Genomic DNA, 16,446 nt, shown 5'->3' on the forward strand with positions numbered 1-16,446 from the left:
CACCGCGTGGACTGCGCTGGCGAATCCGACAAGAAGGCTGTCGCCAGCGGAACCGACGATGCGTCCGTGCGATGCTGTGATCTTGGGCTCGATCACTTCAGCGCGAAGCCTCTTCAGCTGTGCAAGCGTGCCAACCTCGTCGGCTCCCATGAGGCGGCTGTAGCCGACGACGTCGGCAGCAAGAATTGCGGTGAGGCGTCGCTCCATGCCTGTGTCCTGCCTGCCCCATAGGTCGAAGCTTCGGGGCGACAAGCGTATGCTAGTCCTACCGCGAATGCGAGCGTGCAGTGCCGGCGCTGGCGTCGCTTGCAGTTCGCGCGCGGTATCTCTTCCGAGGCTCGAAATGCAGGCCGAATCGCTCGCGAGCGGCGCGGCGATCGTTACAGCGCTGTCTTGCAGCCTCTTCGCTCGCCTGTCACGATCCAGCCTGCTATCGCAGGAAGGGAAAACTATGGAGTGCTTCTCTGACAGCTACGCTCAAGCTCGCGGCAAATTTCTCGTCGCATGCGCCGACGCTGGGGCTCGGGTGACAACCTATTCGCGTGAAAGTCTACTCGGCGAGATCGGCGAGCTACTTGCGACCGACGTCGCCTGCCTCGGACCAGAGGCGGCGCAGCGCGCTGCGATCGTCATTTGCGGCACGCGGCTCGGAAGCTTTTTCTGGCTCGGCGATCCTGACCCGATGGCTGTCAAGCCGCAATGACAGGCCTTCGGACATCCGGGTCGTCTTCGTACACGCCATCAATCCTTGGGCCTTCTCGTACCGCACGCGCACGGACGAGAACAATGTCGACATTAACCGAAACTTCCTGGGCGCGGATCCCGGCCCGACGCCGGAAAACCCGGCCTACGACGCAGCCGTGTACCTGCTTCATGCCGACCCTTCGGACGCTGCGGGCGTGCTCGCACTGCATCGCGCCTACAGGGCTCATTTCGAGGCCAACGGCTGGGCGCAGGAGGGCCAGATCTGGCAGGGGCAGTGGCATCGGCCGGACGGCTTCATGTATGGCGGCCAGGCTCCGAGCTGGTCGAATGTCACATTCCGTCGCATCGTGCGTGAGCATCTTTCCCGAGCGACCACGATCGGTTCCTCGACTGGCACACGGGGATCGGCCAGTTCGGCGAGATCGTGCACCTGATCTTCGACGAGCCCGGAAGTATGGAACACTGCGCGGCGGCCGGCTGGTGGGGGCTCGCGGAGAAGGAGGATGGTGCCTTCAAAACAGGCGCCAAACCGAAATACCGCGGACTGCTCTGCCAAGCGATCCGCCAGAAGCTACCGGATGCACGGATCGCCGGAGGGGTGATCGAGTTCGGCACGGCCGACGACTATCAGATCTTCCGCGGCGACCTGATCGACCGTTGGCTGCGCTTCGAAGGCCGCGACCATCCCGATGCAAAGGCGCTGCGTGCTGCCCATGTCGACACCTGCTGTCCGCGCGATATCTCTTGGCGCCGACTGGTGGAGGTGCGCGGCCCAGAACTCATCGAACGGCTCCTGGCAGGGGTTGCTGGGTGGTGAAGACGGGGAACGGCGGCAAGCACGGAAATGATGTCTGCTCTGCAGGTTGGGAAATCAGAATCCGCGAATCCGCTTCGGCCCATGTGGGCCATTCGAAAACTTGCAGGGAATCACCAAGTCGGCCGCCGCGTTTGCTGGCCTGGAGCGTCACTGTTTAATTGGCCCGACCATCAGCAAGCACAAGCCGCCAGGGTCATGCAGCCTCCCATACCTGATTGAGGATTCGGGCCGCCAGCGCGGCTTTGTCCTGAGGCAGGAAGCGGCCGTAGTGCTTGGCTACCATGTCCGGTGTATCCTGAATTGCATAGCTGGCTTGCTCGTATGAGCCAGTCCGCTTGAGAATGTGGGTGGCCAGCACGTCGCGGACGTTGTGTGGACCGTGCGGCAAAAGCCCTGGAATTGCCCCACGACCAGTGTAAGGGTTGAAAATCCCGTAGCGCTGGATTGTCAGGCGCCATGCCTCATAGAAAGTTGTTTGGTCGTAGGCCGCGTCGATGCTGGTCGCCTTCACCGTTTTCACAAAGAAGGTGCCTGGGTCCTCGGCCCCGGACAGCAAGGCACTTCGATGGCGGCCGACGTAGGCATCAATGTGTTCGTAGAGATCGCCGAGATCCGGAAGGATCAATCGAAACGGCTTGCTTCCGAAAAACGATGAGTTGGCGTTCTTGAACGCAATGGATGGGATGAGGACCTCCCAACCATGATCCCGTTCGCTCCAGCGTATTTCTCCCCGTTTGATATCCGCAAGCTGACGTTCAGAGCGGGGCAAATGCCCACGCTTGCAAATCATCAACTGTCGCAAATTCTTCTGCCTGAGGCCGAGGTGTAGCCCGAGGCGCAGCATCAAGAACGATCGTACGGACTCGGCTGCCGCGCGACGATATAATCGTTCGTCGGGCATCAACCTTAGAATCTCTTCGGTAATCTTGCGATACTCGCCAACAGGGCTGTCAGCTTCAAGGACGGCCAAGATCGGTTCGAACGGGTCTCGATGGACGCGGGCAACTCGCTGGATTTCCTTCACGCGGGATGTGGCATGTTTGAAATAGACATCGCATGCATCGTCCCAGTCCCTTTGCGCCCGATCGATGTCGTTTGGTGAGATCAAGCCAGGGACCGGTCGAACCCTCGCGCCCAGGTTCGGATGTTGCCGCAGCCAGCCCGTATCCCTACGGGTAAGAGCAAGCGAAATGCGCAGCATGTCCACTTCCCAACTCGTGTAGAAACCGCGCCGCCGCTCGCGCCATTGCACGTACCAGTCCCAAACTGAAGGAAATACCAGCATGCCGAATGAAAGATGCTGAAAGGGGATGCCATACCCACGCACCGGCCCCTTTGGATGCGCTGCAAGGGCGCCGAACATCAGCCCGAGGTGTTCTATTTTCTGAGATGTCGTCTCCTCGCCCCAGACTCCCTGACGCTGAAGGCCGAAGGCTGTTAGCGTAGCAGTCTTAAACCGGATGAGTTCCGCCATTTCGAGGGCAAGCATGGGCGGCGCGTCAATTACGCCAGAAAGCAGATCCGGATCAGTGAACGACACCTGGCCTGGCTCGCCAGTCTGGAGATCGTCCGCTTCATCCGGGTCGGCCAGGTCAGTTCTGCCGTAGGAAACACCGGGGAACCTTATCGCATAGCGCTGTTTCATCGCCGCCCTCTGGAAACGACGGTAATCGGTTGAACCGGCAATGATCACACGCCGAACCCATTCCAAGATTTCTTCTTGTTCGGAAGCTGGGCGGGCGTTGAAGTCGTCCGGGAGATGCCATGCGAGACGGCGGCGTTCCGCCGGACCGACATCATCAAGAATATGCCCGGATGCCGACCGTGCTCGATGTGGAAGCTTTCCCTTGAAATATCCTCCTGGGAGCCGGTACCGTCGCTCAATGCGGCCGAGCAACTCGAAACTCGCCACACTGCGCGGCACTTTGTTTCCTGATAGCCAGTGTCGGATCGTAGAATGATCGAACGCTTCATCATCTTTCACGATCGCACGGTGCAAATGCCAGTAGCTATCGCCATGACGGCGCATCTGTAGTGCCAAAGCTTCCTGGAACGTTTCTGGATCGATCCATTCCGTACTTGTCGGTGCCGGAAACTCCTCGATGTGGCGAGGTTTCATACCGGGCTTTTGGCGCTCGGCGGTCTTAGACAAATTGGTTCGCTTAGGCTCAAGCGGTATCGTCTTTGACTGGGGCGCTTGCGGCAAGGTCCGCGCTGCTCTTTCGATTATCTTTGGATGAACAGGACGCGGAATTGGCATCTTGCGGCCCTGGGGGAGGTCGCGCAGCGACCGAACGATCGCATCAAGCCCTGGCTCAATGGCCTTTTTTGCCGCGCCGATTTGTTCCATTGGGATTCCGCACTGAAGGGCGATCGCCTGCCAGTCGTACCCCCGGCTCAGGGTCGGTGGACGCCTGCGAGAGTTCACCAGACTGATCAAATACGTTCGAACCCGTTCTGCATCGTGGGGAGGCAGCACGGGCGCAACTCGGACTTGGCAAAAGTCCGACAGTTTGCGGACTATCACCTTTGGATTCAAAGTCTTTGGCATGTCCAGTCAGGATGGATGAGGTGCGGGCCAGCGGTCTATTAGCCGATTCGCCGCTCGCGAGAATCCGTTTCTGATCTGCCAAAGAGGCGTCCGCCAGTTCGGCTCCGAAATTGCGGTCCCCCGATTCTGCTGGGCAAGAGGTTTTCTACGGGAATCTCAATAAGGGCCGCTGTCGGCAATTCCGGCTCGTCGTTTAATTAGTCACAATGTCAGGAGGTTGTGACCGCCCGCGGCCGCCACCTCCAGCGCCCGCTTGGCGCTCTCCTGGCCCTTGATGTCGGCAAGGTCCGGCAGGTCGCGCGCCGCGAGCTGGATGCCGGCCTCGGGCCGCGACAGCACCTGCGTGCCGCGGAAGTGGTTGGCGATCGCGATCAGGCTGCGCGGCGCCAGGATGTCGAAATCCTTGCCGGCCCAGGCGGCCTCCGGCCCGCAGCCGAACGGGCAGATCAGGCCCTTGTTCTCGGCATTGGCGCCGATCGCCGCCGGCAGCGCTCCGGCCACCGCCGCGATGGTGCCGTCGAGCGACAATTCACCGAGCACGACATAGCCGGCCAGCATGTCGCCCGGAATGGCGCCGAGCGCCGCCATCAGGCCGAGCGCGATCGGCAAATCGTAATGGCTGCCTTCCTTGGGCAGGTCGGCCGGCGCGAGGTTGACGGTGACCTTCTTCGACGGCATCGACAGGCCCGAGGCATGCAAAGCCGCCTGCACCCGCTCGCGGCTCTCCGCCACCGCCTTGTCCGGCAGGCCGACAATATGCATGCCGACCTTGCCCGGCGCGATCATCACCTGGACATCGACCGGCACGGCCTCGATGCCCTGGAAAGCGACCGTGCGAACCCGCGCCACCATCTTGCTCTGCCCCCGGATACCTGTCCGCCCGCCGGTCCTGCGATCAGGCGGCGAGCGGGGTCAGCCAAGACAACCACAGATTTTCGGATTGATCAAGAACATTACAAGAACAAATGTCGACCCCGACCGAGCAACGGGATCCCGCTCGACACACATAATTAACCACATTGGAAAAAGGCGGGACGCGGCCGGGTTTGTCACCGATCCGACGCGCGTACGATGCTATCGTTGGGATCGGGGGGCATCCACAGCACGTCCAGGCGCGAAGGCGAGGAAGACAGGATGCTGACCTTAAGCAATGGCAGCGAGCTCACCGTATGGGAAGAAACCGACAATCCCAATCCGAGCCCTGACGCGGTCCTTTTCAGCATTACCGAAACCGACGGCGATGTGATCGGGCCAATAGGAGCAAAGCCGGATTTCCCGTTCGGTGGGATCGACCTGGCTTCGGTCGATGTCTTCGACGGCTTTTTCACCATCACCAGCTTTACCAACGAGGGCCGAACCGAGACCTGGACGACGGTGGAGACGCAGGTCTTCGACAATGAAGGCAATCTTATCCGCACCTTGTCCGACCAGGCCGCTTTCATGTCGGCCAAGATTGTCTCGGTCAACGCCGACAGCCCCGACACCATCACGGTGACATGGATCGGCGCGAACGAATATTTCGGCGGCGAAAACACCCAGTACGGGCAGCATCAGATCATCCTGGAAGGCGGCGCGCTGCAGCCCGACAGCTTCGTCAATCATGCGCCCACCGCCGCCGATCTGAACGTGTCGGTTTCACAGGGGCAGTTTCTCGACGACATCAAATTCAGCGCCGCGGACGCCGACTACGATCTCTTGAGCTTTGTCGTCGTGGACGGGCCGGACCACGGCACCCTCGAGCAGAGCACGAGTTTCGACGGCAACTACTACCCGTTTCACCAGGGGCACTACGGCTCGAGCCTGCACTATCATGCCGACTTTCTGAGCGGCAATCTGTTTGACTACACGCCCGAGGCCGGCTTCGTCGGCACCGACACGTTCACGGTCTACGCTACCGACGGCCAGGGCAACAGCAATGTGGCGACGATTACGATCGCGGTGACGCCGCCGGCCGAATCCATCGCGCTGAGCGACGTTACGAATGTCGTGAACTATGGAGGCTACGATCATGCCGTGCTCGTCGCCGCGCTCGGCGGTGGCGACCGCATCAGCGGCACCCCGTTCAACGATACGCTCGACGGCGGCGCCGGCCACGACCAGCTGTTCGGCGGCGCCGGCGCCGACACGATCATCGGCGGCGCGGGCACGGATTGGCTGAAGGGCGACGCCGGCAACGACGCGATAAGCGGCGGTGCGGGCACCGACGGCATCCGCGGCGATACGGGCGACGACGTTCTCGACGGCGGCGCCGGCTCAGATGACCTGCGCGGCGGCGCTGGCGACGACATCCTCAATGGCGGCGCCGGCCGCGACTGGCTGGCCGGCGACGCGGGCCGGGATGTCTTCGTGTTCGACGCACTCGGACCGGCGAACTACGACCGTATCGTCGACTTCAACGCGCTTGACGATGTGTTCCGGCTGGACAGCTCCGCATTCGTCGGGCTGTCGGCCGGCCCGCTTTTCGCCGCCGTCTTCACGGTCGGCAGCGAGGCCATCGATGACAGCGACCACATCATCTATGACGACGCGACCGGCGCTCTGCTGTTCGATCAGGACGGGGCGGGTGGGGCGGCGGCCGTCCGGTTCGCCACCGTGGACCCGGGCACCTGGCTCACTGCGGACGACTTCTTCGTGGTCTAGACGCGGGATCGCTTTTTGTCCTCGACGCAGTCCCAGAACAGGCTGGCGATGTCGGCGCCGCCGAAACGCTGCACCTCGCGCACGCCGGTCGGCGAGGTCACGTTGATCTCGGTCATGTAGTCGCCGATGACGTCGATGCCGACCAGGATGAAGCCGCGCTCCTTCAGCGACGGCCCGATGCGGGCGCAGATCTCGCGCTCGCGCTCCGTCAGCTCGGTCTTCTCGGCGCGGCCGCCGACATGCATGTTGGAGCGGGAATCGTGCTCTGCCGGCACGCGGTTGATGGCGCCGACCGGCTCGCCGTCGATCAGGATGATGCGCTTGTCGCCCTTGCGCACGTCCTTCAGGTAGCGCTGCACGATATAGGGCTCGCGGAACATCTGGCCGAACATTTCGAGCAGCGAGGCAAGGTTGCGGTCGGCCTCGTGCAGATGGAAGATGCCGGCGCCGCCATTGCCGTAGAGCGGCTTGACGATGATGTCGCCGAACTCCTTGCGGAAGGCCGCGACCTCCTGCGGATCCTTGGTGATCAGCGTCTCAGGCATCAGGTCCGGAAATTCGGTGACGAAGATCTTTTCCGGGCTGTTGCGCACCCAGGCCGGATCGTTGACCACCAATGTCCCAGGATGGATGCGCTCGAGGATATGCGTGGTGGTGATGTAGTTCATGTCGAAGGGCGGGTCCTGCCGCAAAAGCACGACGTCCATCTCCGACAGGTCGGTGCGCACCTTCTCGCCGAGCGAGTAGTGACTGCCCTTCTCGTCGCGCACCTGCATCTCCTCGATGCGCGCGAACACCCTGCCATCGCGCATCGACAGCCGGTCGGGCGTGTAGTGGAAAAGCTTGTGGCCGCGCCGCTGCGCCTCCAGCGACAGCGCGAACGAGGTGTCACCGGCGATCGACACGGTGGAGACGTGGTCCATCTGGACGGCGATGTTCAGCGGCATAGGGGTCTCCGGCACAATGGAGCGACGTGTGTCCGTTTGGACGGGCAAAGTGCGCTCCAACACTTTGAAACTATGCCGCCGATATAAGGAAATCGGCGGGCTCTGCCAATCGCGACATTTTGAAGATCGCATCAGCCAGACGCGAACCGGCCGGGCGATTGCAGACAAGGCGAGAACCCGCGTCATCGTTTTCTTAAGCCTTGCCATGCAAGGGTGGTTCGAATGAGCCCGGCCCTGCCGACGCCGGACCCGGTCCTTGATGGAACAAGAACCATGAACGCCGTCACAACTATCCGTGCCGCCCAGACCAAGCAGCTCGAGCTGACCATCCTGATGCCGTGCCTCAACGAGGCCGAGACGCTTGCCGTCTGCATCGGCAAGGCAAAGGCCTTCCTCGACAAGGCCGGCATAGCGGGCGAGGTGCTGATTGCCGACAACGGCAGCACCGACGGCTCCCAGGAGATCGCGACGGCGATCGGCGCCCGCGTCGTGCCGGTGCCGCAGAAGGGCTATGGCGCGGCGCTGCTCGGCGGCATCGCCGCCGCCAGCGGCCGCTTCGTCATCATGGGCGATGCCGACGACAGCTATGATTTCAGCGCCCTGGACGCGTTCGTGGCGCGCCTGCGCGACGGCGCCGACCTGGTCATGGGCAACCGCTTCCGGGGTGGCATCGAAACCGGCGCCATGCCGCCGCTGCACCGCTATCTCGGCAATCCGGTGCTGAGCTTCATCGGCCGCCTGTTCTTCCGCATCAAGACCGGCGATTTCCACTGCGGCCTGCGCGGCTTCAATGCCGAGAGCATCAGGAAGCTCGATCTGCAGACCACCGGCATGGAATTCGCCAGCGAGATGGTGGTGCGCGGCGCGCTTGCCGGCCTGCGCATCGAGGAGGTGCCGACCACGCTCAAGCCCGACGGCCGCAGCCGGCCGCCGCATCTCAGGACCTGGCGCGACGGCTGGCGGCACCTGAAATTCCTGCTGGTCTACAATCCGCGCTGGATGTTCTTCATTCCGGGCATGGTGCTGGGCGGCCTCGGCACGCTGTTCGCTGCCCTTTTAGTGTTCGGGCCGCTCAGGGTGATCAACAATCTGTCGCTCGACCTCAACACCTTCGTCGCCGCCTGCTTCATGATCGTCACCGGCGTGCAGCTCATCACCTTCGGCGTCATCTCGCGCTACTATGCCGAGGTCACCGGTATCCTGCCGCGCAGCCGCAGGTCCGACTGGCTGACCAGGACCATCAGCACCGATCGTCTCGCCGCCAATGCCGGCATTTGCTTTGCCGGCGGCTTCGCGTTTTGCGCCTACGCCGTGCTGCGCTGGGCGCATCTCGGCTTCGGCCCGCTGGACGATTCCGAAATCCCGCGCATCGTCGTGCTCGGCCTCAGCCTGGTCGTCATTTCGTTCCAGGCCTTCTTCTCGGCATTCCTGCTCGGCGTCCTGGAAATTCCGGTCAAGCGGCTGCGAAACGGCCCGTCCAGCGAACTGCCGGCAGGCGAGAACCAATGATCGACGCGCTGCCGGGCTTCGTCCAGACGCGCCTGTTCCGCTTCCTGGTGGTCGGCGTCGGCGCGGCCCTGCTGCTGTTCGTGCTGTCGTGGCTGCTGGTTTCGCTCGGCCTTTCGCCGTTCGTCGGCAGTGCCGCCGCCTACGCGATCGCCTTCGTCGTCGCCTATTCAGCCCAGCGCGGCTGGACCTTCGGCGGCGAGCACGATCACGCCACGGCGTTGCCGCGCTATCTCGCGCTGCAGCTCGGATGCGCCGTCTTTTCCGGCCTTGTCTCGCATGTGGCGGTTGCGCATTTCGGCCTGTCGCCGCTTGCCATGTCGGCGCTGACCACGGTCGCGACAAGCGCGCTGAGCTATGTCGCGTCGTCGCTCTGGGTGTTTCCGGCACGCGGCTAGAGCATGATGCCGAAAAGTGTGAAGCGGTTTTCGGGCGACATCATGCTCTATCTCTTTGATTTAGAGTCGGATTCAGATTTCAGGTCGACGACCTGAAATCATCCGGCTCTAGCGCATTTGCGCGCGCGCTTTACGCTTTGTGAAGCGTGCGGCGCTAGCCTGCGGCGCCGACCACTCGCCCGAAAGTCGATCCATGACCGCTGCAAATGCCGCGATTCCTGCCGGGGAAACCGCCCGTTCCTGGCGCATGGATCTTGTGGCGGCGTTGCTCGCCACGCTGGTGGTGCTTTTGGTCAACGCCCATGCCGGTTTCCCGGAATTGGCCAACGCCGGCGGCGACAATGACAGCCTGCTGCAGCTGGTCCAGGTCCGCGACCTGCTGGGTGGCCAGGGCTGGTTCGACATGCACCAGTACAGGATGGGGCCGGAAGGCGGTTTCGTCATGCACTGGTCGCGGCTGCTCGACGCGCCGCTGGCCCTCGGCATCCTTATCATGTCGGCCCTGACCGGCAGCAGGCCGCTTGCCGAGCAGGTCGTGCAGGTGGCCTGGCCGGCCCTGCTCTTCTGGCTGACGCTGTTCTTCACGGTGCGCGCCGCACGCAGTGTCGGAGGCGCCGGCGCGGTGCTCCCGGCCGTGGTTGTCGGCGCCGCCGCCTACCACTTCATCGGTATCTATTCACCGGGTTCGCTCGATCACCACAATGTCCAGGTGATGCTGACCATGGCAAGCCTCAGCCTGCTGCTCGATGCACCCGCCCGCAACTGGATGGCCTTGCCCGCCGGCGTCTGCGCGGCGCTGACGCTGGCCATCGGCATGGAAAGCGCGCCCTATGCCGGCACCATCGGCGCCCTGGTCGCTGTCCTGTTTCTGGTCGACGGCGTGCGGGAAAGGCAGATCGCCAGGAATTTCGGTTTCGGCTTCGCAGGAGTGTCGGCGTTGGTCTTCGTGACGACCGTCCCGATGTCCGCTTGGGGTCAGGCTCAATGCGACGCCTTTTCGATCGCGCAATTCGTTGTCGCCGCCATTGCAGGCATCGGTCTGGCGGCATCCGCCTCGATCGATGCCGTGGCCAGTCGCTGGCAGCGCCGGCTGCTGGCGATCGGCCTGCTCGCCGCAACGCTTGCCGCGGTCGTCGTGGTGGCCTTCCCGCAATGTCTCGCCGCACCCTATGCCGGTCTCGATCCACGCCTCAAGGAACTGTGGCTCGATCACATCGACGAAGCCCAGTCGCTGTTCACGCTGCTCGTTCACAAGCCGGCCAGTGTGGCCGCGCGCTATGCGACGCCGTTGCTGGCCATCGTGGTGATGGCGTTGCGCCTCGCGCATGGCGGCCGGCGCCGGCAGGACAGCCTCGTCGGCGCCCTGCTCATCGTCGCCTTCCTGGTCAGCGCCTGGGAGATACGCGGCTCGACCTTCTCGATCGGCTTTGCCGTGATCCCGCTCTCGGCATGGATCGCCAGATGGCGCCGGCGGGTCGAGGTCAGCCCTTCGCGAAGCGTCTCGCTGCGCATGGTCGCGGCCTGGCTGCTGTCGGTGAACGCGCTCTGGGCCGGCACCGCCACGGCGATGTCGTCGGCCTTCGAGCCGGTCAAGGCCGATGACGCCGGCGTCGACAGGAACTGCGAGAGCAAGGCTTCCTTCGCGGCCCTCGCCGGGCAGCCCGGCACCACGGTGCTGGCGATCTCCAATCTCGGCTCGCCGATCCTGGCCTATACCGGACATCGCGTGTTTTCCGGACCCTACCATCGCAACATCGCCGGAAACCTTCTGGCGCTCGATGCTTTCCTGGGCTCGGACGCCGATGCGCGGGCGATCGTCGAAAGCCATCATGTCGGCCTGGTCGCTGTCTGTCGCGGCAGCGTCGAAAGCCAGCTTCTCGCCGAAAAGGCGCCGAAGGGCTTTCTGGCCGGTCTGATCGATGGCCGGGTGCCGGAATGGCTGGAGCCGGTGGCCGAAAGCCGGGGCGCTCCGATCGAACTCTACCGCGTGCGCGAAGGCGGTTGAACCGCCGTTTCGGCGCATGAGAAAATCGATTTCTCGATACGTTTCCTAAAGGGTTTCCTGCCAGTCTCACCGCAAATTCCGACGTGCAACAGGAACACCGATGCAAACGACGTTTGCCACCGGGCAGGCAGGCAGGGAAAACACGGATCTGGCCTTCACAGATCCGCTGACCGGGCTTGGCAATCATCGCCGCTTCTTCGACAAGGTCGACCGCCTTATCAGCGACCGTTCCGAGGACCCGGCGCCCTTCACCGTCGGCATCCTCGACCTCGACGGCTTCAAGCCGATCAACGACCTGTTCGGCCACAAGGCCGGCGACGATATCCTGATCCAGGTGGCGATGCGGCTGCGCGCCTCGATGGACAGCTATTCCACCGTCTGCCGCATCGGCGCCGACGAGTTCGCCTTTCTCTATCCGATGGTGTTCTCAGAGGAGGCGGCGGCCGAAAAGTCGCGCATGCTGATCGAGATCCTGTCGGCGCCCTATGACGTCGGCGAGCGCACCGCCAGGCTTTCGGCCTCGGTCGGCTGCTCGCTGTTCTATTCCGGCGACGAGACCACCGACATCCTGCTCAACAAGGCCGAAACCGCGCTCTACCATGCCAAGCGTTCCGGCCGCGGCCGCGTCGTCGTCTACACCCGCGAAATGGAGGAGGCGGCCAAGCGCGTCACCCGCATCGAGCAGGCGCTGCGCCGCGCCGTCTCGGCCGGCGAGGTCGAGCCGCATTTCCAGCCCATCGTCGACCTGAACACCCGCCGCACCATCGGCTTCGAGACGCTGGCGCGCTGGACCGACCGCGACCTCGGCACCGTGCCGCCGACCGTGTTCATCCCGATCGCCGAGGAGCGCGGCATCATCGGTCCGCTGTCGCAGCTGGTGCTGCGCAAGGCCACCGAGGCCGCCCGCAGCTGGCCGAAGGACCTGTTCCTGTCCTTCAACCTGTCGCCGTCGCAGCTCGTCGACCAGAACACCGGCCTGCACATACTGGCGATCCTCGACCGCACCGGCTTCGATCCGCGCCGGCTGGAGATCGAAATCACCGAGACCGGCCTGATGAACGATCCGGCCTCGGCCGAGAAGATCGTCGAGGATCTGCGCCGCGTCGGCATCCGCGTCTCGCTCGACGATTTCGGCACCGGCCAGTCCTCGCTCGGGCGCCTGCGCGAATTCCATTTCGACAAGCTCAAGATCGACCGCGCCTTCGTCTCCTCGATCCTCGACGACCGCCCGTCCGAGCACATCATCCGCGCCATCCTCGCCATGTGCGAAGGGCTCGGCATGGATGTCGTGGCCGAGGGCATCGAGGAGGAGGCGCAGGCCGACCGCCTGGTCCAGTTCGGCTGCGCCGGCGGCCAGGGCTACCTGTTCGGCAAGCCGGTCGATGCCGACGCCACGCTCGGCTACCTGCGCGATTCCTATCGCGGCGCCTTGCACGCCAAGGCGATCTGAACGCCGTTCCGCACGGATCCAGCCCGCCCCATCCTCCGGGGCGGGCGTGATTTGCCTTTTTGTCAGACATAAGCTCGAAAATCTGATGTTTATCCCTTGCCCGCGCGCCTTGTCTGGATAGGATGCGCGCCGACTTGGCCAGGGAGAAAAAAGATGATGCCATCGGCGCGTTTTGCCGATCTCGAAGGCGCTTCGGTGCTGATCACCGGCGGCGGTTCCGGCATTGGCGCGGCGCTGACCGAGGGCTTTGTCCGGCAAGGCGCGAAGGTCGCCTTCATCGACATCGCCGACGGTCCGAGCATCGCGCTTGCCGACCGCATCGAGAAGGAGCAAGGCTGGCGGCCGCTCTACCTCAAGACCGATCTGCGCGACATCGAGGCGCTGCGCGCCTCGGCTGCCAGGGCGGCTGAAGCGCATGGCGACGTCACCGTCCTGGTCAACAACGCCGCGCTTGACGACCGCCACGCGGTCGAGGACGTCACCGTCGAGTTCTGGGACAACAACCTCGCCGTCAACCTGCGCCCGCATTTCTTCACCGCGCAGGCGGTGGCGCCGGGCATGAAGCGGGCCGGCGGCGGCTCGATCATCAATTTCACCTCGACCTCCTATCTGATCAACCATCCGGATATGCCGGCCTACACCGCCGCCAAGGCCGGCATACTCGGCCTCACCAAGGGCCTGGCCGGCAAGCTCGGCGCCGACCGCATCCGCGTCAACGCGATCGCGCCGGGCTGGGTGATCACCGAACGGCAGAAGGAGCTCTGGGTCACCGAAGGGTCGCTCGCCACCCATGTCGCCAAGCAGTGCATCAAGGACGTCATGCTGCCCGACGACATCGTCGGCACGGTGCTGTTCCTCGCCTCGGATGCCTCGCGCATGTTGACCGCGCAGATGCTGATCGTCGATGGAGGCTTCCTGTGAGCGCGGCGCCCGCGGTCGCGGCGCTCGACTGGGGCACGACCAGGCTCAGGGCCTGGCTGCTCGACGACGCCGGCAAGGTGCTTGCCGAGCGTCGTGGCGACGACGGGCTGATCACCGCGCGCGAGAAAGGGTTTTCGACGGTTCTCGAGGGCCACCTGGCCGCCATGGGCGCGCCGGAAACGCTGCCGGTCATCATCTGCGGCATGGCCGGATCCCGCCAGGGCTGGCTGGAAGCGCCCTATGTCACCGTGCCGGCGCCGATCGGCGCCATCCTGGCCGGCGCTATCAGGGTTCCCGGCCAGGGCCGCGACATCCGCATAGTGCCGGGCCTTGCCCAGCGGCTGGCCGATGCACCCGACGTGATGCGCGGCGAGGAAACCCAGCTTGCCGGCGCCGGTTTGCCGGCAAAGGGTCGCCATCTCGTCTGCATGCCCGGCACGCATTCGAAATGGGTGGCCGTCGAGGACGGCGCCGTCGCCGGCTTCGGCACCTGGCCGACGGGCGAGCTGTTCTCGGTTCTGGCCGCGCATTCGATCCTGCGCCATTCGCTGGGCGAGCATCCGGCAGCCGTGGCGGCTGACAATCCTTTCTTCCGTCAATGGTGCGAACGGGCGCTCGGCGAGGGCGGCGACGTCACCTCGAAGCTGTTTGCCATCCGCGCCGCCGGCCTGTTGCACGACCTGCAGTCCGACGATGCGGCGGCCTGCCTGTCGGGGTTGCTGCTCGGCGGCGAGATCGCCTCGGCAAAACGCCGCTATGGCGCCGGCGATGAGCCGGTCGTGCTGGTCGTCTCCGGCGCCCTCGCTGTGCTCTATGGCGCCGCGCTGGGCGTCGCGGGCCTTGCCTTCAGAACCGTTGACGCCGATGAAGCAGTGCGTGCCGGCCTCGTCGAGGCGGCGCGCGAGAACGGCATGATTGGAGCCGCCGCGTGACCCAGACCGCACCGTTTCCGAACCTCAAGCGCGGCCTCGTCGCCATCCTGCGCGGGCTGAAACCCGGCGAAGCGGTGGCGATCGGCCAGGCGATCTTTGATGCCGGCATCGAGGCGATCGAGGTGCCGCTCAATTCGCCGGAACCCTTCGTCTCGATCGCCAGCCTTGTGCAGGCGTTGCCGAAGACGGCGCTGGTCGGCGCCGGCACTGTGCTGACGGTGGCCGATGTCGACGCCCTGCACAAGGCCGGTGGGCGCCTGCTGGTCAGCCCCAACATCGATGCCGAGGTGATGGGCCGCGCCATGACCTACAACATGGTGACGATGCCCGGCGTGTTCACGCCGACAGAGGCCTTCCTGGCGATAAGGCTCGGCGCCTCGGCGCTGAAATTCTTCCCGGCAAGCGTGCTTGGCGCCGGCGGCATTTCGGCCATGCGCGCGGTGCTGCCGGCCGAAATTGTGGTCGGCGCCGTCGGTGGCGTGTCGGACAAGGATTTCGCCGGCTATAAATCGGCCGGCGTCAGCGCCTTCGGCCTCGGCTCCAGCCTGTTCAAGCCGGGCCTGAGCGTCGAGGAGGTGGCGGCCCGCGCCCGCGCCGCCGTAACCGCCTGGGATGCGGCATTCGGGGGAGAGGCATGATGGACAACGGCGTTTCGGTTTTCTCGGACCATATCTGCCAGCTTGGCGAGGGGCCGAGCTACGACCCCGGCAGCGATGCGCTGTTCTGGTTCGACATCGTCAACGGCCGGCTGCTGGAAAAGGGCGTTGGCTCCGGCGCGCTGAAAGTGCATGAGCTCGGCCTGATGGCCAGCGCTCTCGCCATCATCGACGACGCCCGCCAGCTGATCGCCACCGAGACCGGCCTGCATGTCCGCGATGTCGCGACCGGCAGGCTGACGCTGCACACCGCGATCGAGGCCGACAATCCGCTGACCCGCTCCAACGATTCGCGTGTCCATCCTTGCGGCGCCTTCTGGGTCGGCACCATGGGCAAGGACGAGGGCAAGGGCGCCGGCGCGATCTACTGGTTCTTCAAGGGCGAGTTGCGCCGGCTGTTTTCCGACATCACCGTGTCGAACTCGATCTGCTTCTCCGAGGACGGAAAGATCGCCTACTACACCGACACCTCGACCGGGCTGTTGATGCGCGTCGCCTGCGATGCGTCAACCGGCCTGCCCATAGGTGAACCAAAAGTGTTCGTCGACCATCGCAAATCGATGGGCTATGTCGACGGCTCCGTCGTCGACCGCGACGGCGTGCTGTGGAACGCTGTCTGGGGCGGCAAGGCGGTCAAGGCCTATGCGCCCGACGGCGCGTTGCTGCGCGAAATCCCGATGCCGGTGACGCAGCCCTCCTGCCCGGCCTTTGTCGGCGCCAAGGCCGACAGGCTGGCGGTGACCTCGGCGTGGAAGGGCAAGGACGACAAGCAGCGCAAGCTCGATCCCCAAGCTGGTATGACCTTCCTGCTCGACATTCCCGTCAACGGCCGCTTCGAGCCGCGCGTGCTGATCGCCTGATACGGGCCACCGGCCCGCTTTGCGGGCTGGGACCTGGTTCTGTCACGCAACCGCCCGC

The 16,446-nt window shown here is 64.3% G+C and carries 11 protein-coding genes and 3 pseudogenes; 10 read left to right on the forward strand and 4 right to left on the reverse strand.

The features are described from left to right. Positions 1-207, reverse strand: a pseudogene (locus tag EN857_RS26560) (adenylate/guanylate cyclase domain-containing protein); the annotation flags it as partial. A gap of 244 nt (positions 208-451) precedes the next feature. Here EN857_RS26560 and EN857_RS36360 point away from each other — a divergent pair. Next, positions 452-1,522, forward strand: a pseudogene (locus EN857_RS36360) (DUF2817 domain-containing protein). A gap of 193 nt (positions 1,523-1,715) precedes the next feature. Here EN857_RS36360 and EN857_RS26580 read toward each other — a convergent pair. Both EN857_RS26580 and EN857_RS26585 read right to left on the reverse strand, forming a co-directional pair. After that, positions 1,716-4,073: a hypothetical protein gene (locus EN857_RS26580; protein WP_135859343.1), complete on the reverse strand. Its 2,358-nt coding sequence runs from the start codon at positions 4,071-4,073 to the stop codon at positions 1,716-1,718. 210 nt (positions 4,074-4,283) lie between these two features. Beyond that, positions 4,284-4,925, reverse strand: a pseudogene (locus EN857_RS26585) (magnesium chelatase domain-containing protein); the annotation flags it as partial. 282 nt (positions 4,926-5,207) lie between these two features. Between EN857_RS26585 and EN857_RS26590 the strand changes: the two are divergent. Further along, positions 5,208-6,713: an Ig-like domain-containing protein gene (locus tag EN857_RS26590; RefSeq protein ID WP_135859344.1), complete on the forward strand. Its 1,506-nt coding sequence runs from the start codon at positions 5,208-5,210 to the stop codon at positions 6,711-6,713. Here the strand turns inward: EN857_RS26590 and gshB are convergent. Further along, positions 6,710-7,660, reverse strand: coding sequence for a glutathione synthase (gene gshB, locus EN857_RS26595; RefSeq protein WP_135859345.1), 951 nt, complete (start codon positions 7,658-7,660; stop codon positions 6,710-6,712). The two genes, EN857_RS26590 and gshB, sit on opposite strands and share 4 nt — an antisense overlap. A 273-nt stretch (positions 7,661-7,933) precedes the next feature. Between gshB and EN857_RS26600 the strand changes: the two genes are divergently transcribed. The 8 genes from EN857_RS26600 (at position 7,934) to EN857_RS26635 (ending at position 16,388) form a co-directional block, all read left to right on the forward strand. Beyond that, entirely contained in the window at positions 7,934-9,169 is a 1,236-nt protein-coding gene (locus EN857_RS26600; RefSeq protein ID WP_135859346.1) for a glycosyltransferase family 2 protein, read from the forward strand. Beyond that, positions 9,166-9,564: a GtrA family protein gene (locus EN857_RS26605; RefSeq protein WP_135859347.1), complete on the forward strand. Its 399-nt coding sequence runs from the start codon at positions 9,166-9,168 to the stop codon at positions 9,562-9,564. The genes EN857_RS26600 and EN857_RS26605 overlap by 4 nt, the downstream gene beginning before the upstream one ends. A gap of 193 nt (positions 9,565-9,757) precedes the next feature. Beyond that, a complete protein-coding gene (locus EN857_RS26610; RefSeq protein ID WP_135859348.1) occupies positions 9,758-11,569 on the forward strand; it encodes a GtrA family protein in 1,812 nt (603 codons plus the stop codon). A 100-nt stretch (positions 11,570-11,669) separates the two neighbouring features. Continuing rightward, positions 11,670-13,019 carry an EAL domain-containing protein gene (locus tag EN857_RS26615; RefSeq protein WP_128346123.1) on the forward strand — a complete coding sequence of 450 codons (1,350 nt, stop codon included), beginning with the start codon at positions 11,670-11,672 and terminating at the stop codon, positions 13,017-13,019. Positions 13,020-13,172: 153 nt separating this feature from the next. Further along, on the forward strand, positions 13,173-13,940 hold the full coding sequence (locus tag EN857_RS26620; protein WP_135859349.1) for an SDR family oxidoreductase: 768 nt from the start codon (positions 13,173-13,175) through the stop codon (positions 13,938-13,940). Continuing rightward, positions 13,937-14,872, forward strand: a complete 936-nt coding sequence (locus EN857_RS26625) for a 2-dehydro-3-deoxygalactonokinase (protein ID WP_135859350.1) — start codon at positions 13,937-13,939, stop codon at positions 14,870-14,872. The genes EN857_RS26620 and EN857_RS26625 overlap by 4 nt, the downstream gene beginning before the upstream one ends. Then, positions 14,869-15,510, forward strand: coding sequence for a 2-dehydro-3-deoxy-6-phosphogalactonate aldolase (locus EN857_RS26630; RefSeq protein ID WP_135859351.1), 642 nt, complete (start codon positions 14,869-14,871; stop codon positions 15,508-15,510). The genes EN857_RS26625 and EN857_RS26630 overlap by 4 nt, the downstream gene beginning before the upstream one ends. Beyond that, positions 15,507-16,388 (forward strand): SMP-30/gluconolactonase/LRE family protein, encoded by an 882-nt coding sequence (locus EN857_RS26635; RefSeq protein ID WP_135859352.1) that lies wholly within the window; start codon positions 15,507-15,509, stop codon positions 16,386-16,388. The genes EN857_RS26630 and EN857_RS26635 overlap by 4 nt, the downstream gene beginning before the upstream one ends. Positions 16,389-16,446: the final 58 nt, after the last annotated feature.

It is taken from the genome of Mesorhizobium sp. M4B.F.Ca.ET.214.01.1.1 (genome assembly GCF_004791545.1).
Classification (GTDB): Bacteria; Pseudomonadota; Alphaproteobacteria; order Rhizobiales; family Rhizobiaceae; genus Mesorhizobium; species Mesorhizobium abyssinicae.